This window comes from uncultured Salinicola sp. (genome assembly GCF_937921195.1).
Lineage (GTDB): Bacteria > Pseudomonadota > Gammaproteobacteria > Pseudomonadales > Halomonadaceae > Salinicola.
The window spans coordinates 20,649-46,986 of sequence record NZ_CALFQK010000159.1 but is presented as its reverse complement, the minus strand read 5'-3'; the positions used below and the strand labels follow the sequence as shown (position 1 = coordinate 46,986).

The window sequence follows — 26,338 nt, the reverse complement described above, 5'->3', positions numbered from 1 at the left end:
CCGCCATCCCGGCGATCAGGCGGGTTCGGGTGTCCTCATGATCCTGCGCAGACCGGTCATCTCGTGTCGGCATATGTCCGCGAAGATCTCGTAGTCGGACGGACAGAGGTCATCGTTGGTCCTGTCGGTCACGGGCCATACACCCTCCGCATCGAGACGCCCGAAGATGCGCTCTACCCAGGGAAGCGGCAGGAGCGCAATCCTCGCGATCTCCGCGACGTCCCTGGAGGTCTCCTGGGCGCAGAGGGCGAGGAGCACCATGAGATGCTCAGGCTCGTCATGACGGATATCGGTCTCGAGCAGGGATCGGGCTTCGGCCATGATGCGCTTACGCACGGCGATCCGTAGCTGGGACGCGTTCTTGCGATCCTTCCAGCCATGCTCCTCGAATCGTCCACGCACCAGCTCCAGATCGACACCGGTCAGCTTGGCGGCCTCGTAGGGCGGGATGCCAGACAGGGCCATGACGCGGATCCTCTCCTCGTCGATGCCGTCTCCGGCGATGATCTTCCTGTCGGACGCATCGTCCTTGTCCTCGGGTGGCGAGGAGACCAGTGCCGTCGTCCTGTTGGCGGACCGGGATTTCCTCGGTGTGGTCTTCGGAGCCGGCGATGAGTCGGTCGGGGCGGAGGACCGCTTCAGGCCCAGCGATCCCGCCTTCACCTGGATGGCCTTGAGAGTCCTCTCCGAGGAGAGCCGTGAGCGGATCTCGGTGAGGGTGAGGTTGTCGGCGTAGCTCTGCCGCAGGACTTGCATGTCCTTCTCGGTCCACGGCCCTCCACTGCCGGATCCGGCTTCGGGCTTACCGCCTGCCTCGATCTCCATGAACTTGTGCCGCACCGTCTCGTGGCTCACGCCGATCGCCTTCCCGATCGTCTTGTTGGATTTTCCCTCTTCCTTCATCCGCTTCAGCGTGTCGATCTCGTCGGGAGTCCATTCACGGCCTTTTCGCATGTCTCGATCCTTCGTCTGCTCGGGTGGCCTCCGGCTCGGCCTGAAGGTATTATAGGATACAGGGAATGACTGCCCAAACCGAGCGACGCGGATCCTTGCATCGCGTTGACCGTCATGGTGAATACCGTAACTATGCCGCTCATCAGGATGGTGAACGCTATCCTGAGATCCGCTGATCAGCCTATTTGTCAGGCGTCGCATGATGTGCCGCCCTCCTTCATGTCAGCAACCCGAGAGCAGGCGTTCCATGTCTCCTATCCTGCGCTCCAGCCGATGGCGATTGCGACCGTTGACGTCCTCGAGCGAGAGACGGCTTCGGGCCAGGGCTCTGGCGAGGCCTTCGGTGGTCTGGTTCTCGGGGGCACTCATTATCCAGTCGAAATGGTTGTTGAGTGCCATGGATTCGGTGAGATCACGGATCTGATCGACGGTGTTGACGGTCATGCCGAGCGAGTTGATCTGACGTTTTTCCATCCTCTCCATGTCGGCGACCTCCTCGTCCGTGGGATCGGGAATGTCGGATGGTCTCAGCCTGTCGATGGCTTCTGTCATTGCCGCTCCGATGAGAGCCATGGGCAGATGGGCGATGAGTGGCGGCGTCGTGTGTAGATCCAATCCGAATCTCGCACCGGTCTCGAGGACCCTGTCCACGACCTCGTCATGCGCCTCGTTCCTACCCGGCCTGTAATACCACAGAGTGGAGGCCACGCCTTCGCGGGTCGGGCGGTGGCCGGTGTGCCTGTGATCATGGGGAAGATAGGGGCGCCGTCCTTCGGCATCCTTGAACATGAGGGCGTATTCGGTCTGCATCGTGGGTCCGTTCTAGGATGGATGGCGGTTCGGACCAAGCCGACGACTATTCGAGTTCGAACGGTCCCTCGACATCCTTGGCGATCGTTCTCGGCGGCTTGGCGGGATTGGGAGAACCACGCGTCTGGAGGACGATCATGGGTCCGACCCCACTGGTGAGCACGGACGCCGTCAGATTGTAGATGTCGGCAGGCGGTGTCTCGTCGCAGATCATGGGGTAGTCGGTGGGCGCACACCAGAACCCGCTGCCCTTCCACTGGAACCGCACGGCCCCTTCCTCGGTCCCCAGCGGATAGGCTCTTCGCAGCAGTGCACCGTGCCTGCCGTTCTCGACCGGCGGGTCACGGCCGATCCTGCTCTCGATCGGGGACAGGTAGATATTGAGGACCGCATCCTGCGGCATGCCTCCCCATGTTATGGTTCCGGCGATCGGCTCTCCGACCCGGTCAGGGACGTTCTCGATCTCGAGGCAGACACCGTCGCATGATCTGGAAGGAATGATCGGCCGGATGACGGCCCCGTCCTCTTCCGCCGTCTGCACGGTGAGACCCGTCGTGATGGAGACCGGGGGAGGACCGTCAGTGCTCGTATCGGGGTCCTGACCGCATCCGAGCATCAGGAGAACGAGTGGAGACAGGAGGAGCATCGTCATGTCGCGAGGAAGCATGGAGAGTATCTCAGTTCGCCTCCTTGATGCGCACGTCCTCGATGAATCCGAGGCCCTCCGTGACCGATATCCTCAGCACGGTCGAGGAGCCGGCGACGAAGGTCTGCGTCATCTGTTTCCATTCCCTGTCGGAGGAATACCTTGTGAACGAGTGGTTCACGGGACCCACGGACACCTGGATCGTCGTTCTGGGAGTACTCGAGGAGACGAAGTGGTGATAGGACAGCTGATAGGTCTTGCCCGGGGTGAGCCTGGTGGCGACGTTCTGCGAGATGGAGTCGTTCGCACGCAGGGCCGCCGACCATGCTCCGGCGAACTGCGGACTGGTCGCCTGCATGTAGGGTGATCCGGTGGTGGTCCAGTCACCCAGACTGCCGCCGCCGTCTTCGAAGGATCCGTTGAGGACGACCACGCACGGCTCGGTGAGGGTCTCCGTGACGGCCGGCTTTTCTGCGGCATCGCAACTGGATGCATCGACCTCGACGATCTCTCCGGAGGCGTTCGTGCCGTAGCAGGCGACCGTCCTCGTGCGCGTGGCGGAACCGCACGTCCTGGCCCAGTCGGACCATTCGCCCTTCTTCCAGATGAAGGGACATGCGCTGTAGACGGCCATCTCCTCGGAGATCGTCGGCTTGGGTTCAGAGCATCGTCCGTCCGCGACCTCTACCGCGTAGGGATCGGTCTTGCAGACCGCGGTCCGGGTCCTCGTGGCCGAAGAGGAGCATTCATCGCTCCAGCCGCTCCAGCCGGATGGAACCCAGAGGGTGGAGCAGGATCTCGTGTCGAGATAGGTGTTACGGTTCGCGGGCTTCGAACCCGAACAGCGGGCAGCGGGGACCTTCTGGTCGCCGGCCCGGCATTCGACCGTCCTCGTGGCGGTGACATCGCCGCAGGAAGGTGCCGGATCGGAGTATTCGCCCACATGCCATGCGGAAGGACCGCATCCATCGTAGTCGACCTGGGTCTGTGTGGCGGCTGGCCTCTCTCCGGTGCATTCGGAATCCGGAACGGAATCGCCCTTCTTCGTGCAGGTCACGGTCCTTGTGGAGGTGTATTCGCCGCATGCCTGCTGCTGCGACCACTGGCCGGTGATCCAGGATGCCCCGTTGAGGGCCTTGTCGGGCTTGGCGATGCTCCGGCGCATGATGAGGACGTCCTCGCCGGGACCGACCTCCTGCGCCTGAATGTGGAGAGGCGTCGAGAGCGCGGATGCGCATATCAGGGCGGTGAGGAGACGGGTCCCGAATGAATTGGTCATGCTGTGCGAATCGTCCAAGACCGGACCATGGGTCCTGATTGTGGGGAAGGGGATCTTATGCAAGAAGGCAAGAACCGTCAATCATCCTGAAAATCGATGTGTTCCAGCCGTCGTCTATGGGCGAGCGCGCCTGCGAGGAAACCGATGGGCAGGCAGACGAGGCCTATCAGGGGACCGGCATCTGCGGACATCCATGAGCCGGTCAGACCGGTCGCGATGCCGATGGCGGTCGCCCACACGATCGTTCCCGCGTCCGCTCCGAGACGCTTCTCGAAGAGGATGACGAGGAAGAGCGGAACGAGGAGGAGGATGGTCATCGCCGCGCTGAGTACGAGCATCAGGAGCATGGCGATCGCTATCATGCCTGAATCGTCCATTCCGGACAGGAGAGCAGGCACGGAGAACGCGGCGACGAGTGCCGTCGATCCCGCGAGGAATCCGAATGCGAGACTGGCCAGGCAGTCTCCGAACTGGGCGAACAGGGACAGGTGACGCACGCGGTCGCGCGGCCAGAGGCCGGTGCGGCTTCGTGGGGCGGCGCGCAGGGCGGGCATCGATTGCGTCATCGGACGACCGAGTAGAGTCGCCGACGCGGCTGCCCGTCTTCATGAGGGAGGGGCGTCTCCCAGTCACTGGTGACGGCTCCTGCTTCCTCCAGACGGGAAAGGGCGGGGTAGAGCGCACCGACCGGTATGCCCGTCAGCTCGTGCAGTCCGCCTCCCGAGAGCGGTGTGACGGCGCCCAGCGTGTCCATGATGCGCTTCTCGACGTCCTCCTCGCTCATGAGAGTATCCAGGCCATGAGGGCGACGAGGGCGATCATGAAGATCGCGTAGCAGAGGAGAGCCAGGCCGGCGAGGACCCGGGCCCACGCGGAGGACTCCCGGTCCCTCAGTGTCCGGACCGCCTCGTCCGGGAAGATGGCGAGGCTCATGACGATGTCGGCGATGATTTCCATGATTCGGATTATAGGATGACACTTGTTCTCGACGGAAGCGGTAATCCCATCCTATAAGGACACCATGATGATCCGCTCCCTCCTCGTCCTGGCCTCTGTGTCGTTTCTGTCCTCATGCGGCTCGATGACGCCGAGCTGCGAGGGGCCCGACCCCCGATCGATCGTCAGGGCCCTTGATTCGGAAGGCCTGCTGGGTGCTTCGGTGGCGGATCTCGCCTCGGTGGAGGACCTGGCTCCCGAGACACTGGCCGAACTCAGGGCGCGCGGCGATGATCCCAGCGGTCTCGTGGGCCGTTTCGAGTCGGCCGTCGGGAAGCTGGTCGATCTCGATGACCCCGATCTGGAGGAGGCGCTCGTCGCCGGATACTCCCAGGTGGACCCGGCGACCCGTGCCGCCATGTGCGACGCCCTCAACGGCAATGACCGTGAGGCGATCATGAGGATCAATGGACAGCTGGCGCCGATCCTGGGACCCGAGGCCATGCCGATCGTGGAGGCCGCGGGCGCCGATCTGCTACGCGTTCTCGAGCGGGGCGAAGCGTCCGAATGACGTGATCGGAGGAGGGCGGGAAGCCTACTTCCCGGGACCACCGGAACTTCCGAGCGGACGCATCCTCCCGACCCGCCGCACGGGTATGGCCCGATCCTGCAGGAACAACTGGTAGTTGGCGACGACCCGCATTCCGTCCCGGTGTATCCTCGCCTCGGAGCGCGGCCAGCCCCAGTCGATGTCGGGATCGTCTATGCGCCACAGGGAGAGACTCCCGTCCGCAGGGGAAGGAGCGAAGGCCTCGTCACCGAACCGATCGGCCGCCTCGAGGGCGATCCTCCGGTGGAAGGCGATGGCCTCGTCCTCGTCTTCGAGATCCCTGATGAGCTGGAGGGTGCGGGCGGCGACGAAGCGGTTACCGGCACCCTGGTTCCCGAAGCCGGTGTAGATCACGGCCTTGTCCCATTCGCCGCGAGGGACTTCCAGGACGTCGGAAGGACCACCGAGATCGGCCGCGAGGCCGTCCGTGGTCGGCATCCCCTTGGGGTCCATGAGATCGTGTCCGTGCCAGATCCTGAAATCATCGATGTCGACATCGGTGACCGGTCGAGAGAATCGGCGCGCGTTGTGCTGCGGATCATCATCGATCATCACTGCGGATGCGGTGGTCGGCGCGACGGTGACGGGATCAGGATCGCTGCCGCATCCTGCCAGTGAAAAGAGGGCGATGATGGGTAGAGCGTGTCTCATGGGCAGGTTGTAGGACGGATGTCCGCAGACGAAAACAGATGTAATCGAATAGACGTCCATGATCCTGCGGATGTAGCGTGAAAAAAGGGGGCGGGCCCGGTGGGTCCTTGGGGCCCGTTCGTCAGCGCTGCAGCTTCGCCAACTCCTTGGTGACCTCGTGGGCGGGATCGTCGGGGTCGGAGAGTGCCTTCTGCCTTGCGGCTTCTCTCTCGGCTTCCTTGTCCTCGATGGCCTTTTCTATCTCCTCCTCGAGCCGGGCGAGAGCTGAGCCGTCATCCTCGATGAGGATGATCTCCCCGCGTTCGAAGTCGTAGTCCTCTCGTGGCGGTATCTCGCGCTCGTGGGGATGGATCTCGCGCATGGCGCAGCCGAGGTCCTTCATGTGATACATGTCCGTCAACTGGATGCAGGCCTTCGGGCGGAGCATCTTCTTCACGACCCGTGCGTTCCAGTCGTATCTGTATCTCATTTCGTGGACCTGGCTCCGGGGAGGTTCGTGGACCCTCTCGAAGGCAGCCCTCATCGCATCGAATTCTTCCGGACCGTCCCACCGGCGGGAGAGCGAGAAGGCCACGTCGACATCGCCGAGGTCGGGGCTGTCCGTGAGATAGCTGCCGTAGAGGCACACCTGTTCGACGTCGTACATGAGGACGGGGTCCGAGTTGATACGGTCGATCGCCTCGCGCAGTTTCCCGACGGCCGCATCCGCCGCCTTGCGCGTGATCCTCTTCGTCTTGGTCGCCCGCATGAGACCGAAGGCGTCGGGCGTGAGGCCGTATCCGGGATGGTGGTCACGGCTGGCGATCAGCATCCCTTCCCCGGTCGGCAGCTCTATGAGGCCGCTCGCCGCGAACATGGCGAGGAGGCGGCGGGCCTGGAGGGCCCTCTCCTCCCTCGCCTGCTCGATCTGCACGAGGGAGAGCGAGTAGTCCGGCCGTCTCGGTTCGAGACGCCTGGCTATGCTGGAGACCGAGGTGATCCTTCCCCAGTGGTCGACGGAGCGGATGAGGTTCCGTATCTCGAGAAGGGACAGGCCGCATGCACTCTGGTTCCAGTCGATCTTCATGTCTTTTCCCCTTTCCGAAAGACGTATCCCCGAGACTTCTCCGCGTCGGGTCCGCGTCGCCCTGAAGGGTCCTCGGACCCTCTGTCCGCGGAAGGCGTTTCAGACCACCTGCAGGATACCCGGGAGCGGGCACCGGGCGGAATGGGTCCGAGGGGACCGGGCCGGTCCCCTGTTCCTTCTAGCTGTGGGCGGGACCGCATTCCTCGATGTAGTCCTCGAGGATCTTCCTGTTGTCAGGAGCTAGCCACGTTATGTGTGGTCTCGTTGCCTCGATTATCCTGGCCTGGACATCGATGCCTGCGACCTTCCTTGCCCCTTCAAGGAGATCTATGAGGTTGGAGCAGGCTGCGATCTGGATGAGATTCTCCATGTGCCGGAGGACCTCGGCTAGGCGACCGACGGAATCCATCTCCATGGCCTCGATCTCCTCCCTCTGATCACTGAACGGGGGAAGGCTCTGGATGATGCCGGTCCTTCGCACCACGCGCGAATGGATCACGAGGACGATGAGGCTCGTGTCGATGTCAGGGAACCGGTGGGCATCGACGCCGTAGCGCATGCCGATGTCTGCCAGCCTGCTGACGACGTCATGTCCGACCTCGCCGCTGTCCGGCATCGCTTCCGCGAGGCGTGCGCGGATGTCGTCTTCCTCCGGTCGGTATTCGATGTGCCGCGGGTCGCAGGAAAGATAGGGCCGCCGGCCCTTGCTATCTGCATAGTTCGATATTCTGTCGTCGATCGTCATGCCGCCCTTATAGGACGCGCGCAGCTTCTGGACCAATCGAACCCGCCGTAGGGGTCCGAGGGGACCGTCAGGGTCCCCTTCTCTTCCCTCCAGGGGCGGGCGAGGGTGGTTAGATGCTAGACTGGCGACGTCTGCGAATGAGAAAGACGGAAAGGGATACGGCAACGATCGACAGAGGGATGAGAGCCCATGCCTTAGAAACCGATCCCTCTTCCGCTTCGGCGATCTTCATAATTTCAGAAGTTGATCTGCTGGTTTCCCCGGGAGCGCATTTGGCAGCTGTGTTTCCGAAAGGGCATATCTCGACGGTGTCGACTTGAGTGATCAGAGGCAGCGTAATTCTCTTGCGCTGGTTGGGGTATTCATTCTTGAGATGACGAACCTGACCGCGGAAACGAAATATCTCAGGATGGAAAGAGACGCCGTCGTCCCCGATGCGGGAAACCAGCAGATCCTTGAATTCGAAATCGCCGTCATCGATCGCGAAGCTGTGGGCGGAATTTCGATCTCCTTCGCCTTCCCAGTTCATCTCGAATGACCATCGGCCTGATATGATGAAGGTCATCTCCAGCGGATCTTGATAGGCCAGGTCAACGAGATCGGCCTTGCTGATGGAGGAGCAGTCGCCGTCGCATTCGGCGTAGGTCACGCTGCCGTGATCCTGATCGGAATAGGAGGGCTCTTCGGCCTTGTCTGATCCTCTGCACCAGGCTTGGCTCTGCCGGAGTGATGGGGTCGGTCCCCTGACGATGCTTCGGGATAGCGCGACATGGTCCTTGGTGCGATCTGAGCGGCGAATTCCAAGGATCATAGATTGTCGAACGTCTCCTGTATTGACCTCGACCCGGTCGAGCCTTTCAGGCAGGCTTGCACTCCAGTTGAAAGGGCCTGGCAATCCGGTGTGCTTGCACGTGCCTGTATCGATTGTTGCCTGCGACTCACCCAGAGGAATGAATGCAATTGCAAGCGCTGACAGCGTCAGGAGGGGAAGTCTTTTCATGGCTGGGCTATCATAGGCAGCGCTATTGCAAGGGATAGGCGGAGGTGGTTCATGCCGGTGACCTCGGTCCGTTGCGCTCGAGCCATCCAAGAACGAGGTTCTGCGCCTTGGCTAAGAACACGATCTCGTGGCCTCCCTCTGCAGTGACTATTTCACCGCCGGATGCCTTCGCAAGCCTGGCGCCGTGGCTCGCAGGGATGAGATCGTCATTGTCCCCGTGGACGATCAGGACCGGCGCATCCACGTCCATGATCGCGGCCTCGTTCTCGTAACGGTCATGGAGGAGGAAGGTGGGGATGACCTTCAGGCGCCGGCTGACCAGATCGGGGAGATCAGCCATGCCGGACACGATGACCAGCGCACCTGCTCCATTGGCCGCGGTTTCGATGGCCGGGCCCGAGCCGATCGAGTTACCGATGATGATTACTTCCGATCGCGGAGTGCCTTGGTCCTCGAGCCATTGCATGCCGGCGCGCGCCGAAGCGGCGAGGCTCTTCTGGCCGGGCTTGCCGGGATTCCCCCAGTAGCCGGGGTATTCAGGCATCAGGACGCCATATCCTGCTTCGACGTATGCGCTGGTGGCAACGACTGTGTCCGAGATGCCGCCGCCATTACCGTGAAGGAAGAGGATGACCGGGCGATCAGCATGAGGCTCCTTGTAGAATGCCTCGACGTTGCCGGCTCCCTTGACCGGCAGTTCAATCCGCTCCCAGGCTGGTGGTGCGTCCTGCGGGTCCATAAGGGACGCGGGATAGAGGAGGTAGCCTTGGAAGAAGTAGGCGGCTGTGCACACGATGATGTAGATCACCGCGATGGGGATGAGGATGTCGGCGGCGAGCTTACGTTTTGTGGTGGAAGAGAATTTCATCGCTGCTCCATGCAGGGACGGGCGAGGGCGGTTAGTTAGTGGATTTTCGACTATCTAAAGCTTTTAGCAATTGGTTAGATAAGACCTCATCTCGCTCTTTAGCGGTAAGGCCGTCTGATGTCATATCCGAAAGTGCCTTAAGGCCATCTTTTATGGATTTCATATTAGATATACAGACAATTATACGCAGACAATCGTTCTTCGTAGCTTTTTCTATGTCATGCCCGTGGAGTATGCGATTTCTAGCTATGTAACCCTTATACGAGTTCGACTGAGTGAAAAGGGAGTGTAAGGAGTATAGGCCGAATACGAGATCGATATATTTGTATGCAACTGTTCCTGGCATAAAATGATAGCTATCATAACCATAGCCATTATCTATGTTCTTCTTGATCTTATCGTTGAATTTTTTTTCAGAATAAATGCTATTACGGCCGTCAGGATGTATATTCTGATATAGAAGCTCTAATATGCAGAACAATCCAGCGCACGATAATGCATATTCTCCCCTGTGGAAAGCATCTATACAACTATCCATAAACTCTGATACGCCAAGATACTCGATCATTTCATTAGAAGAACGTATTAGCTCGTCTAGCAATCCTTCTTCTAGCATTTTTAGTAATGCATCTTCGAATAATTTACCGTCATTTCTAGACAGAGAAGCAAGCTTGATTGTCTGATCGACGCCAAGTGAAGATGGTATGGCCCAACCTTGCTTAGCGACAATTGGAGATAATCTGATTAGCCTTTCGGTGGCGGCTGCGTAATGCCTGCGCGATTTTTGCATCTGCCGCATAACACGCGGAAAATTCTCGGCTATCTTCTGTATTTTAGAAGCACGCCTCGAAAGGTCAGAGACGAAATCTTGAAAAGCATGGAAGTCGATTAAGTTACGCTTGGGCATTAGGGATTCTTAGGGGGTATGTTGGATAAGGCGGAAGGATCAAGCTTTGTTAGCTGAACCATGCTTGTGATGACTTCTAAGGCCACCATCATAGATTGGGCATCTTCTTTCGAAGGAACCCACGACCTGTGAATTGCCGCGTGACCAGCATTCACAATCTTATCTAAGAGATCGTGGAGCTGAGGAGGGACATATCCATCTGTTTTTAGGCGCTCAACGCGAGGAGCCAGAGGATGACCGTTGAAGCCCATGACCAATGTAAGCCTATCGATATAGGCTCTAATTGCCATTGCACATGAAGCATACAATTCATGTGACAAGCACTTAGATGCTTCGTCTATGAGATGACCAAGATGATCATCGAGATCCTTAGATTTCCTGAGTGATTCGCTTGTTATATGTGATGACTTGGGGAAGGTGTAGAATGACATCTGCCATCCAAGTTGAGTTCCTGGCCCTCTTGGATCTTCGAATCTTTCTTGATCGAAATCATCCCAGACGAAAACGGCCAGATATGCCCCGTTGCATCCCTGACATACCGCTAGGCAGCTTTTCGCTAATTCAGTGTAGTGCCCATGTTCATATTCATGTCGTTCTTCATGGGGAACGCTCAACCTAGTTTCTGAGAAACTTCCGCATCGAGGGCAAGGAAGCTTAGTTTTAAGGGGAAGGTGTTCAGGAAGAATGTAATCTATCCGGGTATCTCTTGGCACCGAAACATTCTCCTTAGTATCATCCTTCTAAGAGGATTGGATATTTTCGATCTGCCATCCTGAAACCGCCCGGTCAATCGGGAAAACCACTCTTCCCTCGGAAGGCGGGGCGGAGCCCCTCCCGATCCCCCGTGGACCTCAGTCGTATCGGGAGGATTCCGCACTCGCTATGAAGCGCCACATCACCAGCATGGAGAAGAAGAGGATGATCCGCATCACCCGCTCGTCCTTCGCGGTATGCCCGCCGATCCACGAGACCCGGGCGCGCTCGAGCCTGCATTCCAGAACGACGATCGCGCTCATGATGAGATAGACTAGCAACCCGAAGAGCGTCTCGCCCTTCGGGAAGACGAGGCTCATGAGGACTGCGGTGACGGCACCGGCGAGGACCATGACCAGGGAGATGCGCAGGGTGCCGGGCCTGCTGGTGAGGAATTCACTGACCGAGAGCACACCGAGACCGATTCCCGTCATGGTCATGAAGATCAGGAGGGACGATCCCATTTGCTGTTCGGAGATCAGGATGAAAATGGCGGCCATCACGCACAGTAGCCGCGTGATCCAGGGCGTGGACGCTTTCGGTGGTCGTTCGGTCGGGACGGTGGCGGTCATCTCTGCGTATTCCCGTCCGGACGCGTGGAGCACGAACATGACGCTGAGGCAGATGATTGTGATCATGATGACGAGCAGGACGCTCGCCACGAGGCTTCCTCCCTTGATCTCCTCGGGCAATGCGACCCCGGGCGAGGACAGGATCCCCGCAAGGAGGGCGATCGCCATCATGTGGAGGCCGGCTTCCAGGTGCACCTCCGCCGATCGGTGATTGAGATCTCCCAGTATCTCCTCGTCGAAGATCGGCCAGCTTTTCATGGGGGAGGGTCCTGTCCTGATGTCCGCTGGAGCGGAACGTGTGATGATCCGTGATTATCGCCCCTCGGGGAGCGGAGGTCCACTGTTTCCGACGAAGGAGCCTTTTCCTCCCTGCTCGTTCTCTTCCATTCATCATCCGCATGTCGGGCCCGGCGCCGGACCTGACGATGGGTTCATATGTAGGCCGGAGGAGGTGCTTTCCGGTATGTGTCGATTGCCCCCGTGCCTATCCACGCGAGACCGGTGAGGGTGAGCAGTGCTGATGCGATGAGAGCTGCTGGCCGCGGCCGTGATCTCTTCCACCGAGTGACGACGGCATCGACCATCCAGCCCGTCACCGACACCAGACCGGCCAGACCTGCGATGACGAGTCCGTCCGGCCTGAGGTCCTGCACGAAGATCGAACGGATTGCGAATACGATTACGACCGTGATCAGGATGGTATAGGCCAGTCTGACGGGCAGTCGCCTACGTCTTGCCATCATGGCACCGATCGATCCGATGACGGGTGGGAACATGACCGCCGGAAGCAGCCATACGGAGAGGTCCTGCAGACCATGGACGAAGGCGCGCCCGAGCGCGTTCCCGTGATCACCGATCGATAGGCAGAGGACCGCGAGGAGCGGCCCGCCCAGGGCGTAGCGCAGGAGTGCCTGGGGTATCGTGATCATGCCGGTGTCCGATTGATCGGCTGGTCGCTCTCCAGCCAGCCGCGGTAGTGCACGATCGGCCCGACGAACGGCAGGATGATGGGGACGTCGAAACGGAACCTGCCGTCCTCCTCGTATTCGGTGGCGACGCCCTTCGGCATGAGGAAGCGCGGCAGCGGTATGCCGAGCATGGACCAGCCGGCGGGGATCATGCTCAGACGCGTGTCCTTCTCCTCTAGGTCGAAGTGGAAGGAGAAGGGGCCGAAGCGCTCGCTGACGCCGCTGTCGCGCGGGGAGAGGACGCTGGAGAAGGTCGATCCGCCGAAGTCGCGGATCCAGCGTTCCCCCTGTCCGTGTTTCTCGAAACGGACCGTGACCGGAACGTCCGGGGATGCCGGAGGGAAGCCGAAGACGCACGCTATCAGCGTGGCGATCGGCGACCTGCCTTTCATGACGCTTGCGCGGCCGCTGGCGGTGCCGGGAAGCCGCTGGTCATGCATGGCGCGCACGGAGGGCGCCGTCCGCCCGAAACCGGGCATGGTCCGGGCGTAGAGCGAGGCGGCGTTCTCGCTCCTCTCGATGGTGAGGGAGTCCTCCGGCATTCGTGCGAGGATCTCATCCGGTGAGAGGACATCGATCCTTGGGCCCGCGCCTGCCGGAACACGCCCTTGGCCGATTGCGTCGATCATCGCGGGAACGGCCATGCAGGGGATCATGGGGCCGGTGTTGCGCGCGGCGACGACGTTCCATACGCGCGTGACACGTCCCTCCTGGGAGAGACCCGTCACGCGGACCTCCATGGCGGAGCGCCCGTCGCCCATACCGAGGCTCAGTCTGCGTGCAAGGCCTGCCAGGCGGACGAAGCGCGTGCCTGTGGTGATGTGTCCGCGCGACACGAGCGCGGCGACGGCGCGGATGGCCTGGTTGTGGATCGCGAGCTCGCTGCCGGCATGGAAGCGGATCGCGGGTTCGCCGGGCAGGACCGAACGCAGTGTGTCGTGGTCGGGCGTATCGACCTCGAGGACTGTCCTGTCGATGACGGTGTTCCCGCCCCGCTCGATGCGGATGGGCCGGGGTGAGGACATGGCCGTGCCGTGCGTCCCGTCCGAACGTGTGATCCGTCTGCCGGCGCCTTCGAGCATGGAGAGCAGAACGGCCCGTCCGAAGGCTGCGCGGCTACTGGCGGTGATCGCGATCTCGATCGATTCCGGATCGCTCAGCCCTTCTGCAAGTTCGAGGACAATGGCCCCGGACAGTGTGGGGATGCTCGAGACACCGGAGAGGATGCGCACGCCTGCGCGCCTGGCATCCGCATCGAGATCGCGGACCCTCCTGACGAAGTCCCGATCATCGGCGATGTCGAGATAGTCGATTCCCGCTGCTATCGCCGCATGAGGAAGGGAGAGACCAGCGCGCTGGAAGGGCCCGGTCGCATCGACGACCGCGTCGTATCCGGTGAGATCGACCGGTGTGATGTGCGATCTGTCGAGCGGGACATAGGTCAGGCGTGGCTCGGCGAGGACGGCCGCCGCACCGCGGGTGCGATTGCGTCCGGCGACGACGATATTGTGTCCGTCGTCGAGGAGCTGACGTGCGATGATCGAGCCGAATCCGCCCGTGCCTCCGACGACGAGGATCCTCATGCGATCATCCGGCGGGTCATCTCCCGGCTGGGCACCGGACAGTCCCCCTTGACGAGTCGGCGCCGGTTGCGTGCCGTCCAGTCGTAGACGACGTTGCGCACCGGATCGGGGATCAGCCCGAAGACGCGCAGCGGCTGTGCCCTGACATCGAGCAGCGGAACCAGCTCCAGCATCGCACGGGACCGGACGAAGGGCCGCCCCTCGATGATCACGAGGAAGGTCGAAGGGTCGTCTGGATCGATGCCGTGCTCGCGCATCAGGTCGGAACCCAGGGGCGATGTGCAGGGCGTGAGCCGGATGCGGTCGTGGACGTCATGGTCGACGATCCAGGCCATGGAGCGCGAGCAGAAGACGCACTCGCCATCGTAGACGATGATGACCTTGTCGCTGAGATCGGATCGATTAGACTCCGTCACGTGATTGACCTCTGGAAATGGCATGAGACATCTCAGTTCATCTTCGTCTGACGAAATAGAAGACGAGTCCACCGAGCACCAGCGCTAGAACACCGAGAGCTACAGCGAGAAGCCAGGCCCATGATGTTTCTTCCTCTCCATGAGCTGGGGAAGCGGAGACTTCCATTTTCGGGAAGCTTATCTCCACCTTGTCGCCGCTCCATGTAGCCTCGAATGCATGTCTGGGTTCTTCCTCCTCGTATCCGGAAAAGGCCTCGCGACGATCAGGCTGATCCGGAGCGGAACCGCTTGTCTGGATGTTCTCCGGATCGAGACCGGAGAGGCGGTAGATCGCGGGCAGCATTCCCAACCGATCGTCCGTGAGGGTGATTTCGGCATCTGGAGCAAGGACGATCGCGTTGTTGGGTGACGGGCGAAAGCCAGTCGGGAGAGTGAATTTGGAAGAAGCGAAGTAGCCTGAATATACCTGTATGTTCTTGTCCTGGCTCGCGATGCGATCGCGCATCTGCTCACGCATCTGTTCAGGTGCTCCGGAAGGAATCTGCATGAGAATGCGTTCATCAATGCTGAAGGCACTGCTCAACGATCCGCCTGCTGCGGCCCAGGATTGCGCATCTTGTCTAGTGAAGGGCTTGAGACTTCCTTGCATGACGAGTTGGTGAATCCCGGCTTCTCCAGGCAGTATATCGAGGGTCTTCACTGGAAATATGGATCGGACAGCCTCGGGGACGGGAGCCTCGACTTCGATTGGATCGATGATGCCTTCATCAAGATCGAATGCATCACCATCGGGGGTGGCATACATGCGAGCGGGTGACTTTCCGAACCGCACGTTCATTGCCTTGGTGAGGGTTGGAAGAGAATTGAGATCAGCCAATGCCGGAACTTTCAGGCACTCGATTTCATAGGCATGATAGCGACCGGTTATTCCTGCACCGTATTCGATCGGAACATCGTCGGAGAGACCTGCAACACCTGAATAGACATTGCGCTCGGAGGTATAAAGAAGAACGCCTTTTATTCTGCTCGATGAGACTTCACGAAGATCCCAGACGACGGACCCCTTGGATATGAGGTGGAGCACGATCGGAGTTCCGGAGCCGCCCCTCACAGTGACAAGCGAAGCAGGACCGTCTGGCCGGGGACCGAACTGCATCATGAGTGGAATGCGGTTGGGCTCTTCGACAGCGAGTGTCACGATCTCAGCCTCGTCCGCAGCTTGGGAAGGGAGACAGAATTCGGCGTCCTTCTGATCGACACCGGGCGGAGGGGACCCGGGACCGAACATGCCCTGAGCCATGAGCGCGGCAGGGAATGAAACCAGCGCTGCTACGAATAATGCGACCTTCTTCACCTGTTCCTCCTGTTTTTGAGGATAATTATAGGATGTTTGACAGGATACGCATACAGGGCGGTTATGTGACTTTCGTGGAATCTAACGTTCTACGAACGATAGCAAGCGCTCATCCATCTCCCGGAGCATGGCGCGTCCGTCCTCATCCTCGATATGGTCGTCCAATGTCGCCGGCAGATCGTTCGGGATCTTCCGTGAGCACGAGCACAGTGCCATGGTCACCGCACCGAGCGAATCGGTGTCCCCGCCGCGACTGATTGCGAACTGCAGCCGATCGGCCATGCCGGTGAAGCCGGTGTCGGTGAGGATGAAAAGGGCACCCGCCGCGATCGTCCAGGCGGGCATTCCTGGGACAGGCAGTGCGGCTGTCCCCCGTGTGAGGATGCGCCGCGTCTCCTCCTTGTCCGTCCAGTCGACCTCCCGTTCGAGATAGGCTTCCATCTCGCCCTCAGGCCCCTTGTCGTGAATAAGGTAGTGGGCTGCGAGTGAGACTGCCTGCGCGGCCGGGACCGTCGCGCCGGAATGGGTGGAGACGCACTGTGCGATGGTGGCAAGCCTGACGGCGTTCTCGTCGGGCAGGTAGCCGAGGGGCGCCACACCCATCACCGCGCCGTTGGTCGCCCGCCGCCTGAGGGCCAGCATGAACTCGAGGGGAGTGGAATCGCGGTGCGCCTTCAGGTGCGCCTGGAAGCCGCGCGACCAGCCGTCACGGGGATCGGCAGCGTGGATGCGCTGGTAGGCTGCGACATAGGCGGCGGGATCATACCATCCGCTCTCGGGGCCGAGCACGATCTCGGCGTTGGCGAGGGAACGCAGCGTGTCGTCGGTGTAACGACCGATCGGGTATTCGGGATACCGTGGATTGACGTGATAGCCGGAGAGGTCGTTCGCTGCCGTCTGGACCTTGTCCCCTCGTGCGAACTCCCAACCCAGTCCGTATGCATCGCCGATTGCGGTCTCGTAGATCATGATGTCGTCCTCGTTTCCTGGGTGCCGGGCAGCGGTCGTTCATGCCCCTTCACGGTCAGGACGGTACCGTCGATGCCGTTCTTGCGGACCTGCTTGGCGGAGGTGATCTCGAGAGTGCCGTCGATGAGGGGATGATCCATCGCGGCGGACAGCGGACGTCCACGTAGTCCCATGAGCACGCTGTCGGGGGCGGTGCCGCCCGTGAGGATGCTGACGCTTCCCTTCTTCCAGACAACCTGTCCGGTGGGCAGCACCAGGGTGAAGGTCCCGTGGATGTGCGATCGATTGACGTCGAGGGAGAAGTCCACGATGTCGTGCTCCCTTAGCAGCCTGGCGAAGTTCTCGATCTCCATGTCGAAGCCGTGCTCGCGCCGGAGCGCCCTCATGACGAGATCGTCCCTGATGTCCGGACGATAGCGCTCGATGAGTGCTAGAACGGGTGCATCGACGGTCACGAGAGCAGGGTCGAAGCAGCTCGCGTCCTTCCTTACCGGTCCGTGGACGTCGGTGAGTTCGCGCTGCCTCTTCAGGATTCTGGAGAACCGGTTGGTGACGGCTCGCTCGACCTCGCTCTTCTCGAGGTCGGTGCCGGCATTGAGGGTCTTCCTCCCGAAGCTGACGGTATGGGCGACGACGGTCGACAGCCCGTATGGCTGCCACTGGCGCAGGGTGATGGTGACGCCCCGCCAGTCATGGGAGGATCTCACGATTTCGACGCCGGCCCCGGTCGCCTCGATGTCCGTGACGAGCTGGTCCTTCGCCCAGGTGGCGATCTCGCTCCATCGTGTCTCGCGGGCGTCACGTCTGTCCATCGGCCTGTGTTCCTTCATTGCACTGATCGCGGTCATCGTCCGTCCTCGCCCATGACGACGGGCAACGGTTCGGAACGCTCGCCGCGCTTGCCGCGCTTGGCATAGCGGCTCTGGTATTCCCTGCGCTGTCGGGCGACCTCGTAGAGGACGATGCCCGAGGCGGTGCCGAGATTCAGGCTCTCGACCATTCCGAACATCGGGATGGCGACGCACTGGGAGGCGCGTTCGACCGCCCGCTCGCTGATGCCGCGCGATTCGCTGCCGAACCAGACAGCGAGCTTGGTCGCCTTCGTGTAGTCGCCCTCGTGCAGGTAGATGCTGTCCTTGCCCTTGACGTGCGGGGATGTGACGATCGAGGTGAAGTTCTTCGATTCGAGGTAGTCGAAGCAGGCGTCCGTGGAATCGAACCGCTTCACGAAGCTCCATTTAGAGGCCGAGACCGACAGCTTGCTCATGTTCTGCCGTTGACGGAATTCCTGCCAGTCGTCCGGGATGAGGCCCTGGGGATCGACGATGTAGACCTTCTCGACGCCGAGCGCGTTCACGTTGCGGATGATCGCGGCGATGTTCATGATGTTGGAGGGGTTCTCGATCACGGCGATGAGGTTGCGACAGCGGAACTGCCTGATGGCGTCCGCGCGCTGCCGCATCGAGCTCTTGCCCTTCTTCGCCTGCTGCCCGGCATCAGTTTCGTCTGTCATGGTCTGTTCCTTGATCGGATGGTTCATGGGTATGATCGCATGGCGATCACCTCGTCTAGATACAGTCGGTCCACGCAAAGCTGAGGCGTGACCCGAAGGTTGGAACCGCGCCATTCGATCATGGCGGCGTCCCTCGGGAGATGGAGATCGAAGACCCTGCTCCAGGTGCCCTGGACGTAGAGGCGGTGCTCCTCGCATCTGTCGCTGATGGGAAAGGCCTTCTCGTATGCGTTCCATTCCTCCTCGCCGTGCGTGATCGGCATGCCGTTGAGACAGTCGTGCCAGTCGTGGAAGCAGCTCACGAGGATGCGGCGCCGTGGGACCATGGCGGTGACGCGGGTCCGCGTCTCCCTGAGAGATGGATCGCGGCGCCTGCGGACGATGGGCCTGCGCGCCCAGGCCCATACGGGAAGATCTCCGCTGAAGTCGGGGATGCGTTCTGCCATCCGGCCCCTCATCCATTCGTAGGCGGGGAGGAACCAGTCGGTCTCGATCGAGTCCCGGTCTCCCGAGAGGAAACCGCGATCGCGTGCAGCGGCGATGCCCTCCGCCGATTGGAGGGTGTGGATGCGGACGGGAGCGTCGTCCGGGAGATCGATCAGTCGCCGCAGACGCGAGAGCGGCAGCGTGCGCGGTTCGGGCACGGGAATCAGGCCGGGGACCGTGCCGGCATGGCAGTGACGTTCGTCATTTCGGAATCCTTTTCCCTTCCCTCAGATGATCATGGTGCATGGTTCCCTCATAGGGGGATTGCCCTGCGTAGACGATGAAGTCGTATCCCGCTTCGGGTGCGTCCTCGTGGATCTCTACGGGTCCCGAACCGATATACCGGCTCTCGGCCAGGCTCGCGCTGGACATGGCGGTGCCCGCGAGGGCCAGTGAGCGCACGCTGATCTTTTGACGCATGCGCTTCTCCTGGGTCGGGTCGTGAATGCTGCGGTCAGGCGGCTTCGGTCATGTGCTCGGGATGCGTGTGGCGGGATAATCTGGAGAGGACCAGGCCTTCGTCGGTATCCTGCCTCTTGCGGTAGAGGCGTTCACTGCCGCGCTGCTCGAAGCCGATGAGACGCGCCGTCACCATCGCGTCCAGGAGGAAGGCCATGTTTCCCTCCTCCTCGCTCCACCAGATGGCGGGCGGTCGTTCTCCGAACCTCCACGAGCCCGTGGAGTCCATCGCGACCAGGATCTCCGCCACCTCCTCTACGGGACGATCGATGGCATCGGCGACGGATTGGGCGTGCTGCCCCACGAACAGGGAGATCATCTGGACCATCAGGGACCTGTCCATGCGGTCCTTCCAGTCGAAGGCGGAGCCGGTGAGATCGGCGAGTTCCCTCTCCACGACGGCCGTATCGACCTGAGCGCCGACGAGCCGGGCACCGAGGTAGTCTCCGCCGCGCTTCATGAGACCGAGGCGGTTGAGCTTGCCCATGACCGCATTGCGGGAGGGGAATCCCAGGGTGAAGGCGATCGTCCCGGAGGAATGGCCCCAGAGCCACATGGTCTCGAGCGTGTCTATCGTCTGCGGTGTCCAGCTCATGGCCCCGTTCCTGTGTCGGAAAACGATTGCTGTCCAGAGGAATCGCGCGCTCGGAGACGCGGACTCAGGCGGGAGCGGACATCTGTTCGAGCGTCCTGCCCATGACGAGGCGATGGACCGGACGACGTCCCAGGATGTAGCTGTCCCCGAACAGGGTGTGACCCATGAAATCGTCCCTCCTGATGTCCCTGCGTCCGACGGTTCTGACGCGGCCCTCGTGGAAGACGGTGTCCTCCGGTCGGATCTGCGATATGTGGGCTCGCCGGACATCGATCGGTCGACCCAGCTGACGCGAGGATTCCCGTTGGATGTGCTCGTCGCTGTGCGGCTGCATGAATGCGGATGGCATGTGCTTCTCCTTGTCGTCGATGTTCATAGATCGGCACTGCTGTGCGAATAGCGGCGCTGCGACTCGTCCTCGACACCCGGCGCACCGTCGAAGAAGACGATATGGCCGGCCCTCCGAGCCTCTTCGGCCATGCTGGGACCGTCCTCGTAGAAGAGCCGTTCGCTAGTGGGATACGCCTTCTCCAGCATGACGGGCTGGCCGCGGTCGTTGCGGGTGAAGCCTACGGATATCATGATGCTTTTCCTTTCCTCTGCGTGCTCGCTATGATCCTTGCCTGTCGGGAAGCATGGCTGCGGCCCTATCTCGCCAGCACCTGGATGATCCGTCTCATCCCCGCCGGGCGTATGCGTCCGCTGGCCACGATCATGATCCGCTTCATGGGAAGGTTGCCCAGTTCGGAATCCACGCCCTCGTCGTCCAGCACGCCCGCGATGGCCTCCGCCTTCTCCCGTTCGAGATCGGCGTCGATCTCGAAGGCATAGCGTCGACCGTCGGCAGTGAAGGACAGTCTCCTCACCGGATTGGTCATCAGGCGGCCCTCCTTCCGCTGGAAGTGTTGAAATCCTCCCATAGAGGATCCACCGGGACGAAGTCCTCGACTTTCGTCATGATCACACCTGGGAGACCTTCGGCCCTGACCCTGTGCCGCAGCTGCCGCAGTCTCTCGGGGGTGATCCGCAGGGTGCGCGCGAACGCGGCCGTCGGCGAGCCGGGATGGATCTCGAGATAGCGCACGCACATCATCCTGTGAAGGGTGACGCGCGCTGCTTCGTCGCTACCGATGGCGAGGATCGCGTCACGGTGCTTTGGGTGGTATTCCAGCAGCGTCGCGACGGGGTCCTCGTCCTCCTTCACCATCTTCACGATCAGCTTGGCGTCGTTGTAGTTCTGGAGGAACATCCGCGTCCGGTTCTTCCTCTCCTCGAGGATCTTGGCCTTCGTCGGAGAGATGCCGGGCGCCTCCGGATCGGTATAGGCGTTGACGAACTGCGTGCGCGGCTGATGGGAGCGGAAGGGGTCCACGTCGTATGTCCAGGGCGCCCTCTTGTCCGGATCCTCCGGGGCGTAGCGCACTCGCGGTTCCTGCACCTGCCGTATGCAGTCCGTCAGCAGCCCTCCTGCATAGTAGGCACGTGAGTCGATGATGACGTTGTCCCAGCTGGTGTTCTCGGTCAGCATCATGGTCGCCTTCATCGTCGTGTCGGGATAGCGGTCGATCGGCTTGGCCGCATGCCAGATGTGATGCATGGCATTGCTGGGGACCTTGGCGAGACTGCATATGCGAGCCTTGTTGAGGTGCCTCTTCGCCGCGTGATGGCGGACATAGGCAGCGAGGAGCACGGCATCGTGATCACCGCCCTCCTCGATCTGCGCGTCCTTGCCCCATGTCTCCATCCACTGGACGGTCTGGGAATGCATCAGCATGGGAAGTTGCAGGCTATGGACGGGGATGCCCAGTGTCCGCGCGATGAGCTCGTATTCGGAGTCCCTGACGACGACGAGACCGTTCTCGATCTTGTGGAGCCGGAGATAGGCCATCGATCCGATCCGCATGGCGAGGGCGTGCGTCGTCGCGTAGCCGGCTGCAAGACGACGCTCCTTGATCCGGTTGGGCTCGAGTATGCTCCATCCGCGCGGCAGCGATTCGTCGCGCGTGTTGTCGTTGAAGGCGTTGTCGTTGGAAGGACCCTGTGGCCCCTTGCCGTAGAGTCTTTCATGTGAGCTGGCCGAGCTGACCGGCACCAGCCTGCGAGGACTGTAATCCGTGCGTGGCGCGCGTCCTTCGTGTTTCCTGTAGTCTGCACCCATCGTGGTCTCCCTGTGCGAGGGAGGCCACGGTCATGGTCTTGAAGGACCCGTCAGGGACCTCCCTTTTCCTTCCGCCCGAGCGGAACACCCTTCCTCTTTGAAGTCGGGCTCAGGGAGATCCTCCGACCCGGAATCAGGAGGCGCAGAGAAGTCTGTAGTTCTGGTTGCTGACGTCGATCGTCAGATTCCTGGTGCACAGGTAGCTATTGCTGATGTATTCGTAGTTGGTCTGGGCACCGAGAGCGCGCATGTCCTCGATGTCGAAGGTGACGGTCTTTGCCGCGGAGTCGAAGACTGCGGGGAGCCAGACCACGTCACCTATCCGGACGACATCGGGGAGATAATTGCACTTGGCCGCGTCGACCACGGAATCGTTGGTCTTGTCGTAGCATCCGATGCTACGAACCCTCAGGCCGACCTGGGTGGCCTCAGGGTCCATGTTGATGTTGCGATCGGTGCCGTAGTCCCGGGGATCAAGAAGCACAACGGGCCTCGTCTCGTACTTGCTCGGGTCGTCGGGAGTGCCGCATCGGAAGTCCCACCCGGACTGGACGCCGTTGCTCACGACATTGACCGAGAATTTCTTCCCGTTGCATGCGTCATCGATATAGTTGTTGCCGATGATCGGCCTCTGGTTCCTGGCCACTTCCTGAAGCGTGGCGCGATCGACATAGACCTCCCGAAGATCGGTCACGTAGGTGGCCGGAACGGTGAGGATGTCCATGAACTTCGGACCTTCGGAAAGCCAGTCGCACTTGTTGTTCACCGAGCTTCCGGACGAGTTGGTGCAGCTGATCGACTGCACGACCAGCTTCAGAGAACCCGAGGAAGCCTGATTGGGAGTGCGGTCCGATCCGTATGTACTGGGGTCGTAGAATCTGTTGACGCCCCGCGTGTAGTTCGCCGGATCGTCCGGCTCGCCGCAATGGAAGGACCAGGGAGCGATGGAGCCGTTGTCGTTCACGGTCACATTGAAATACTGACCACCGCAGGTATCGTTGAGGTAGCGATTGTCCATGATCGGATTGACGGAACCGGCGGCCGCTTCCACGTCCGATTTGTCGACGTAGATCTCCCTCAGCTCCCGGACATAGGTAGCGGGGACGGTGGCGATATCGTAGATGCTCGGACCGCCGGTGATGTAATCGCACTTGTAGTTTACGGAGTTTCCGGAGGCATCATTACAGCGGGTCGTCTGCACGACCAGATTGAGGCCTCCGGAAGATGGATCGTTGGTCTCACGATTGACACCGTATCGCGATGGATCGTTGAATTTCGAGACGGTTCGGCTGTAGTTCCCAGGGTCGTCCGGAGTCCCGCACCGGAAGTCCCAGTTGGACTGCACCCCCTCGTGAACGACGTTGATGGTGACGTTGCGACCTGCGCAGGCATCGGAGATCGTCCGGTTGCTCATGTTGATGAGGCTGCTTCCGGCGGCGCTCTCGAGATCGGACCGGTCCACGTAGAGTTCGCGAAGTTCCGGCACGTAGGTGGCGGGAACGGTCACCATGTCGAAGATGTTCGGGCCTTCCGTGATGTAGTCGCACTTGCCGCTGACATCGTTGCCCTGCGAATCGAGACAGCGTGTCGCGCTCACGACGACCCGGAGACTCTCCGTCTCGCTCCTGTTCGGCTCCCGGTTGACGCCGTATTGCACGGGATCCTGGAAGATTCGCGTTACGCGAGTGTAGTTGCCGGGCTCGTCCGGCTCACCGCAGAGAACCTTCCAGTGATTGGCATCGATCACCATGGTGGGGGTGCTGCCGGTGCAGAAGGTGGAGTGGGATCTGGCGAGTATCGCGGACGGCGAGGGACTCATGGCATCGAGGTGGGCCTTGTCGATGTAGACCTCCCGCAACTGCGGGACGTACTTGGCCTGAATGGAGTAGATTTCACCAGGAGACTTGGTGATCCCTGTGCAGTTTGAGTCGGACACGACACTTCCGGTCTGCGTGCTGTAGCATCCGACCGAACTGACATAGAGATTCAGCACATCCGAGGATGAGGTGTTCTGCGGTCTCGACCGCGAAAAAGGGTCTACGAGTGCATTGATGTATCGTGCATAGGTGTTCACGACCGCTGCGGGATCGCAACTACCCGAGAATGCTGAACCGCTTACGAGGGCACTCCCCGAGCACAGCGCATCGATGCCTTGCGGGGAGAAGGCCGGCAGGATTTCCTCGTACTGCTCGCGAGGGACGTAGTAGGCCTTGAGATCGGGATCCATCTTGGCGGTGAAGTTGATGATGTCGCCGATCTGGGGACCCTGACCGATGGCGCAGGTGTCCTGATCGACGATGATGCTGCCGTCGGTGATCCGGCAGCCGACCTCCTCGACCTCCAGCTTCAGCGTCCCGTTGAGGGCGTATGTCGTCTCTCCGGAATCCTTGACCTTGAGAGGGACCCGGACGAAGTCGGGGCTCGGTGGAATCGTCACCTGTCCGGTGGGCTGGGAGATCGCCCTGCGCATGACGAGGACGTCGCCGTCCTGAGCCTGGGCCATGACGGGCACTGCGGACGATGCGCACAGCAGCGCGGCGATCATGAGGCGTTTCATTATCGGGTTCCCTGTCGGATGGTAATTTTCAGGATGGCTGATAGCCGAATTAGGCGTCACGAACAAGGTGCGCTCCCCGTAAAATCCGGGAATGCCCTTTTCCCTCCTGCCAGAGGACGCTTTCTGACTCCCTTGTCGGGATCACCGCCTAACGGGCCGGCGGCTCCTCATGACGAAGAACAGTGCGCCTCCGAGACCCGCAGCGAGGACACCGAACAGTCCGGCGAGAAGCCAGGGCCAGGTATCGCCTTCCTGATCGGCCTGTTCGACCGACACGATGTCCTCCTTGGGAAAGGTCAGCATGATGCCGTCGGAGTTCCATGCGGCTTCGAATGCGATACCCTGGTCGTTGGGCCTCTGGGACTGGCGCAGATGGTCGTCGATGGGATTGCCGCTGGTGACGAGTTCTTCGGCGTCGATGCCGCTCACTCTCAGAAGGAATGAATGCGGTCCGCGCCTGGCGTCCCCGAGGTCGACCTGGACACCGGCCGGTGCGACGATCGTGTTCTGTGGGCTGGGTCGGTATCCGGAGGGAATCGTGAAGGACGAGGTCGCGACGAATCCAGCTCGCGGGCCGAGATTACGGTCCTGGTTCTCGAACACGGTGCGCATGCGTTCGCGGATCTCGGGATTGGTGTTCCCGCCGACCTGCATGTCGATCCGCTCCTCGATGGAGAGGAGGTTGCTGAAGGTGGCCCCGGCCTGTGACCATTTCTGGGCGTCGGCCGGCCCGAACGGCTTCAGGACACCTCGCTCCACCAGTTGCTTTATTCCGGCCTCGCCAGGAAGCGTGTCGAGTGACGCGACCGGAACCGCGGCGCTGATCTGCTGGGCACTCGGAGCCTCGGGAGAGACCTCATCGACTATGCCGTCGTCCAGATCGAAGCCGAGGGCGCTCCCGTCGGCGTACATACGGTCCGGAATCCGTCCGAATCGTGCGGTCACGGACTTCGTCAGAACGGGAAGCCCTTCGAGGCTGTGGCTCACGGGAATGGCCAGGCAGTCGATATCATAGCCGCGCGAACGGGCGTTCGTGTAGTTGGCGTATTCGATGGCGACGCCCTGCGGAAGTCCGGCGACACCGGATTGCGATGATCCGGCGCTGGACACGATGACGCCCTTGATCCTGTCCGCCGGGATGCCGCGAAGGTCCCATATCACGGATGCCGTGGATCCCAGCAGGAGGACCACATCGCGACCGGAACCTCCGGTGACGGTGACCAGGTTGGCCGCATCGCTCTGCTGACTTCCCATCCGGATCATGAGCGGGAACCCGTCGGGCTGATTGACCGCGAGGGCCACGATGTCCGCGTCCTGCGCGATCGCCCGCGGCAGGCAGGTCCCGCCCTGCGGATTTGGCATGGTCGGCGCCATCATGTCGGAGGAGAATGCGTCCTGCGCAGAGGCAGGAACGGGATTAAGTGCGATGCTTGCGAGAAGAAGGGGAAGAAGGCGCTTCATTGTGTGGATCCCTGTTGTTCGT

Annotated in this window: 32 protein-coding genes; 1 reads left to right on the top strand and 31 read right to left on the bottom strand. The window is 61.1% G+C overall.

Going from position 1 to position 26,338, the window contains the following annotated elements; all coding sequences use genetic code 11:
- Nucleotides 1–15 precede the first annotated feature (15 nt).
- The 7 genes from Q0602_RS17975 to Q0602_RS17945 form a co-directional block, all read right to left on the bottom strand.
- Entirely contained in the window at nt 16–954 is a 939-nt protein-coding gene (locus Q0602_RS17975) for a hypothetical protein (protein WP_298846185.1), read from the bottom strand.
- A 222-nt stretch (nt 955–1,176) separates the two neighbouring features.
- On the bottom strand, nt 1,177–1,764 hold the full coding sequence (locus Q0602_RS17970; protein ID WP_298846182.1) for a hypothetical protein: 588 nt from the start codon (nt 1,762–1,764) through the stop codon (nt 1,177–1,179).
- A 46-nt stretch (nt 1,765–1,810) separates the two neighbouring features.
- Nucleotides 1,811–2,431, bottom strand: a complete 621-nt coding sequence (locus Q0602_RS17965) for a hypothetical protein (RefSeq protein WP_298846179.1) — start codon at nt 2,429–2,431, stop codon at nt 1,811–1,813.
- Between the two features lie 10 nt (nt 2,432–2,441).
- Nucleotides 2,442–3,689: a thrombospondin type-1 domain-containing protein gene (locus Q0602_RS17960; protein WP_298846176.1), complete on the bottom strand. Its 1,248-nt coding sequence runs from the start codon at nt 3,687–3,689 to the stop codon at nt 2,442–2,444.
- 77 nt (nt 3,690–3,766) lie between these two features.
- Nucleotides 3,767–4,243, bottom strand: coding sequence for a hypothetical protein (locus tag Q0602_RS17955; RefSeq protein ID WP_298846172.1), 477 nt, complete (start codon nt 4,241–4,243; stop codon nt 3,767–3,769).
- 8 nt (nt 4,244–4,251) lie between these two features.
- Nucleotides 4,252–4,473 (bottom strand): PadR family transcriptional regulator, encoded by a 222-nt coding sequence (locus tag Q0602_RS17950; RefSeq protein ID WP_298846169.1) that lies wholly within the window; start codon nt 4,471–4,473, stop codon nt 4,252–4,254.
- Nucleotides 4,470–4,646 (bottom strand): hypothetical protein, encoded by a 177-nt coding sequence (locus tag Q0602_RS17945; protein WP_298846167.1) that lies wholly within the window; start codon nt 4,644–4,646, stop codon nt 4,470–4,472. Before Q0602_RS17945 ends, Q0602_RS17950 begins: the two co-directional genes overlap by 4 nt.
- Nucleotides 4,647–4,713: 67 nt before the next feature.
- Between Q0602_RS17945 and Q0602_RS17940 the strand changes: the two genes are divergently transcribed.
- Entirely contained in the window at nt 4,714–5,196 is a 483-nt protein-coding gene (locus Q0602_RS17940) for a hypothetical protein (RefSeq protein ID WP_298846164.1), read from the top strand.
- A gap of 24 nt (nt 5,197–5,220) precedes the next feature.
- Here the strand turns inward: Q0602_RS17940 and Q0602_RS17935 are convergent, their stop codons facing one another.
- The 24 genes from Q0602_RS17935 to Q0602_RS17820 form a co-directional block, all read right to left on the bottom strand.
- The gene (locus Q0602_RS17935; RefSeq protein ID WP_298846161.1) at nt 5,221–5,886 is read right to left on the bottom strand and encodes a hypothetical protein; all 666 of its coding nucleotides are present in this window, start codon (nt 5,884–5,886) and stop codon (nt 5,221–5,223) included.
- 121 nt (nt 5,887–6,007) lie between these two features.
- On the bottom strand, nt 6,008–6,952 hold the full coding sequence (locus tag Q0602_RS17930) for a hypothetical protein (RefSeq protein WP_298846158.1): 945 nt from the start codon (nt 6,950–6,952) through the stop codon (nt 6,008–6,010).
- A 178-nt stretch (nt 6,953–7,130) separates the two neighbouring features.
- The gene (locus Q0602_RS17925; RefSeq protein WP_298846153.1) at nt 7,131–7,697 is read right to left on the bottom strand and encodes a hypothetical protein; all 567 of its coding nucleotides are present in this window, start codon (nt 7,695–7,697) and stop codon (nt 7,131–7,133) included.
- 109 nt (nt 7,698–7,806) lie between these two features.
- Complete coding sequence (locus Q0602_RS17920) at nt 7,807–8,697, bottom strand: hypothetical protein (RefSeq protein ID WP_298846148.1); 891 nt, start codon at nt 8,695–8,697, stop codon at nt 7,807–7,809.
- A gap of 49 nt (nt 8,698–8,746) precedes the next feature.
- Entirely contained in the window at nt 8,747–9,565 is an 819-nt protein-coding gene (locus Q0602_RS17915) for an alpha/beta fold hydrolase (protein WP_298846145.1), read from the bottom strand.
- A 31-nt stretch (nt 9,566–9,596) separates the two neighbouring features.
- Nucleotides 9,597–10,472, bottom strand: coding sequence for a hypothetical protein (locus tag Q0602_RS17910; RefSeq protein WP_298846142.1), 876 nt, complete (start codon nt 10,470–10,472; stop codon nt 9,597–9,599).
- Nucleotides 10,472–11,185, bottom strand: a complete 714-nt coding sequence (locus Q0602_RS17905) for a DUF4145 domain-containing protein (protein ID WP_298846139.1) — start codon at nt 11,183–11,185, stop codon at nt 10,472–10,474. The genes Q0602_RS17910 and Q0602_RS17905 overlap by 1 nt, the downstream gene beginning before the upstream one ends.
- Before the next feature lie 138 nt (nt 11,186–11,323).
- Nucleotides 11,324–12,055, bottom strand: coding sequence for a hypothetical protein (locus tag Q0602_RS17900; protein ID WP_298846137.1), 732 nt, complete (start codon nt 12,053–12,055; stop codon nt 11,324–11,326).
- Between the two features lie 173 nt (nt 12,056–12,228).
- A complete protein-coding gene (locus Q0602_RS17895) occupies nt 12,229–12,726 on the bottom strand; it encodes a hypothetical protein (RefSeq protein ID WP_298846134.1) in 498 nt (165 codons plus the stop codon).
- On the bottom strand, nt 12,723–14,348 hold the full coding sequence (locus Q0602_RS17890) for an SDR family oxidoreductase (protein WP_298846131.1): 1,626 nt from the start codon (nt 14,346–14,348) through the stop codon (nt 12,723–12,725). Before Q0602_RS17890 ends, Q0602_RS17895 begins: the two co-directional genes overlap by 4 nt.
- On the bottom strand, nt 14,345–14,764 hold the full coding sequence (locus Q0602_RS17885) for a thiol-disulfide oxidoreductase DCC family protein (RefSeq protein WP_298846128.1): 420 nt from the start codon (nt 14,762–14,764) through the stop codon (nt 14,345–14,347). The genes Q0602_RS17890 and Q0602_RS17885 overlap by 4 nt, the downstream gene beginning before the upstream one ends.
- Before the next feature lie 37 nt (nt 14,765–14,801).
- Nucleotides 14,802–16,118, bottom strand: a complete 1,317-nt coding sequence (locus tag Q0602_RS17880) for a hypothetical protein (protein WP_298846125.1) — start codon at nt 16,116–16,118, stop codon at nt 14,802–14,804.
- 81 nt (nt 16,119–16,199) lie between these two features.
- Nucleotides 16,200–17,087, bottom strand: coding sequence for an ADP-ribosylglycohydrolase family protein (locus Q0602_RS17875; protein ID WP_298846122.1), 888 nt, complete (start codon nt 17,085–17,087; stop codon nt 16,200–16,202).
- On the bottom strand, nt 17,084–17,899 hold the full coding sequence (locus Q0602_RS17870; RefSeq protein ID WP_298846119.1) for a hypothetical protein: 816 nt from the start codon (nt 17,897–17,899) through the stop codon (nt 17,084–17,086). The genes Q0602_RS17875 and Q0602_RS17870 overlap by 4 nt, the downstream gene beginning before the upstream one ends.
- 32 nt (nt 17,900–17,931) lie before the next feature.
- A complete protein-coding gene (locus Q0602_RS17865; RefSeq protein WP_298846116.1) occupies nt 17,932–18,600 on the bottom strand; it encodes an RNA methyltransferase in 669 nt (222 codons plus the stop codon).
- A 23-nt stretch (nt 18,601–18,623) separates the two neighbouring features.
- Nucleotides 18,624–19,244 (bottom strand): DUF3841 domain-containing protein, encoded by a 621-nt coding sequence (locus Q0602_RS17860; RefSeq protein WP_298846114.1) that lies wholly within the window; start codon nt 19,242–19,244, stop codon nt 18,624–18,626.
- A gap of 43 nt (nt 19,245–19,287) precedes the next feature.
- Nucleotides 19,288–19,506: a hypothetical protein gene (locus Q0602_RS17855; protein WP_298846110.1), complete on the bottom strand. Its 219-nt coding sequence runs from the start codon at nt 19,504–19,506 to the stop codon at nt 19,288–19,290.
- A gap of 34 nt (nt 19,507–19,540) precedes the next feature.
- Entirely contained in the window at nt 19,541–20,140 is a 600-nt protein-coding gene (locus tag Q0602_RS17850; RefSeq protein WP_298846107.1) for a GcrA family cell cycle regulator, read from the bottom strand.
- A 64-nt stretch (nt 20,141–20,204) separates the two neighbouring features.
- Nucleotides 20,205–20,489 (bottom strand): hypothetical protein, encoded by a 285-nt coding sequence (locus Q0602_RS17845; protein WP_298846104.1) that lies wholly within the window; start codon nt 20,487–20,489, stop codon nt 20,205–20,207.
- A 23-nt stretch (nt 20,490–20,512) separates the two neighbouring features.
- Complete coding sequence (locus Q0602_RS17840; protein ID WP_298846101.1) at nt 20,513–20,722, bottom strand: hypothetical protein; 210 nt, start codon at nt 20,720–20,722, stop codon at nt 20,513–20,515.
- A gap of 65 nt (nt 20,723–20,787) precedes the next feature.
- Nucleotides 20,788–21,018, bottom strand: a complete 231-nt coding sequence (locus Q0602_RS17835; RefSeq protein WP_298846098.1) for a hypothetical protein — start codon at nt 21,016–21,018, stop codon at nt 20,788–20,790.
- Nucleotides 21,018–22,298 (bottom strand): helix-turn-helix transcriptional regulator, encoded by a 1,281-nt coding sequence (locus tag Q0602_RS17830; protein WP_298846095.1) that lies wholly within the window; start codon nt 22,296–22,298, stop codon nt 21,018–21,020. Before Q0602_RS17830 ends, Q0602_RS17835 begins: the two co-directional genes overlap by 1 nt.
- A gap of 133 nt (nt 22,299–22,431) precedes the next feature.
- On the bottom strand, nt 22,432–24,855 hold the full coding sequence (locus Q0602_RS17825) for a hypothetical protein (protein WP_298846092.1): 2,424 nt from the start codon (nt 24,853–24,855) through the stop codon (nt 22,432–22,434).
- Between the two features lie 141 nt (nt 24,856–24,996).
- Nucleotides 24,997–26,217: a hypothetical protein gene (locus Q0602_RS17820; RefSeq protein WP_298846089.1), complete on the bottom strand. Its 1,221-nt coding sequence runs from the start codon at nt 26,215–26,217 to the stop codon at nt 24,997–24,999.
- Between the last annotated feature and the right edge of the window lie 121 nt (nt 26,218–26,338).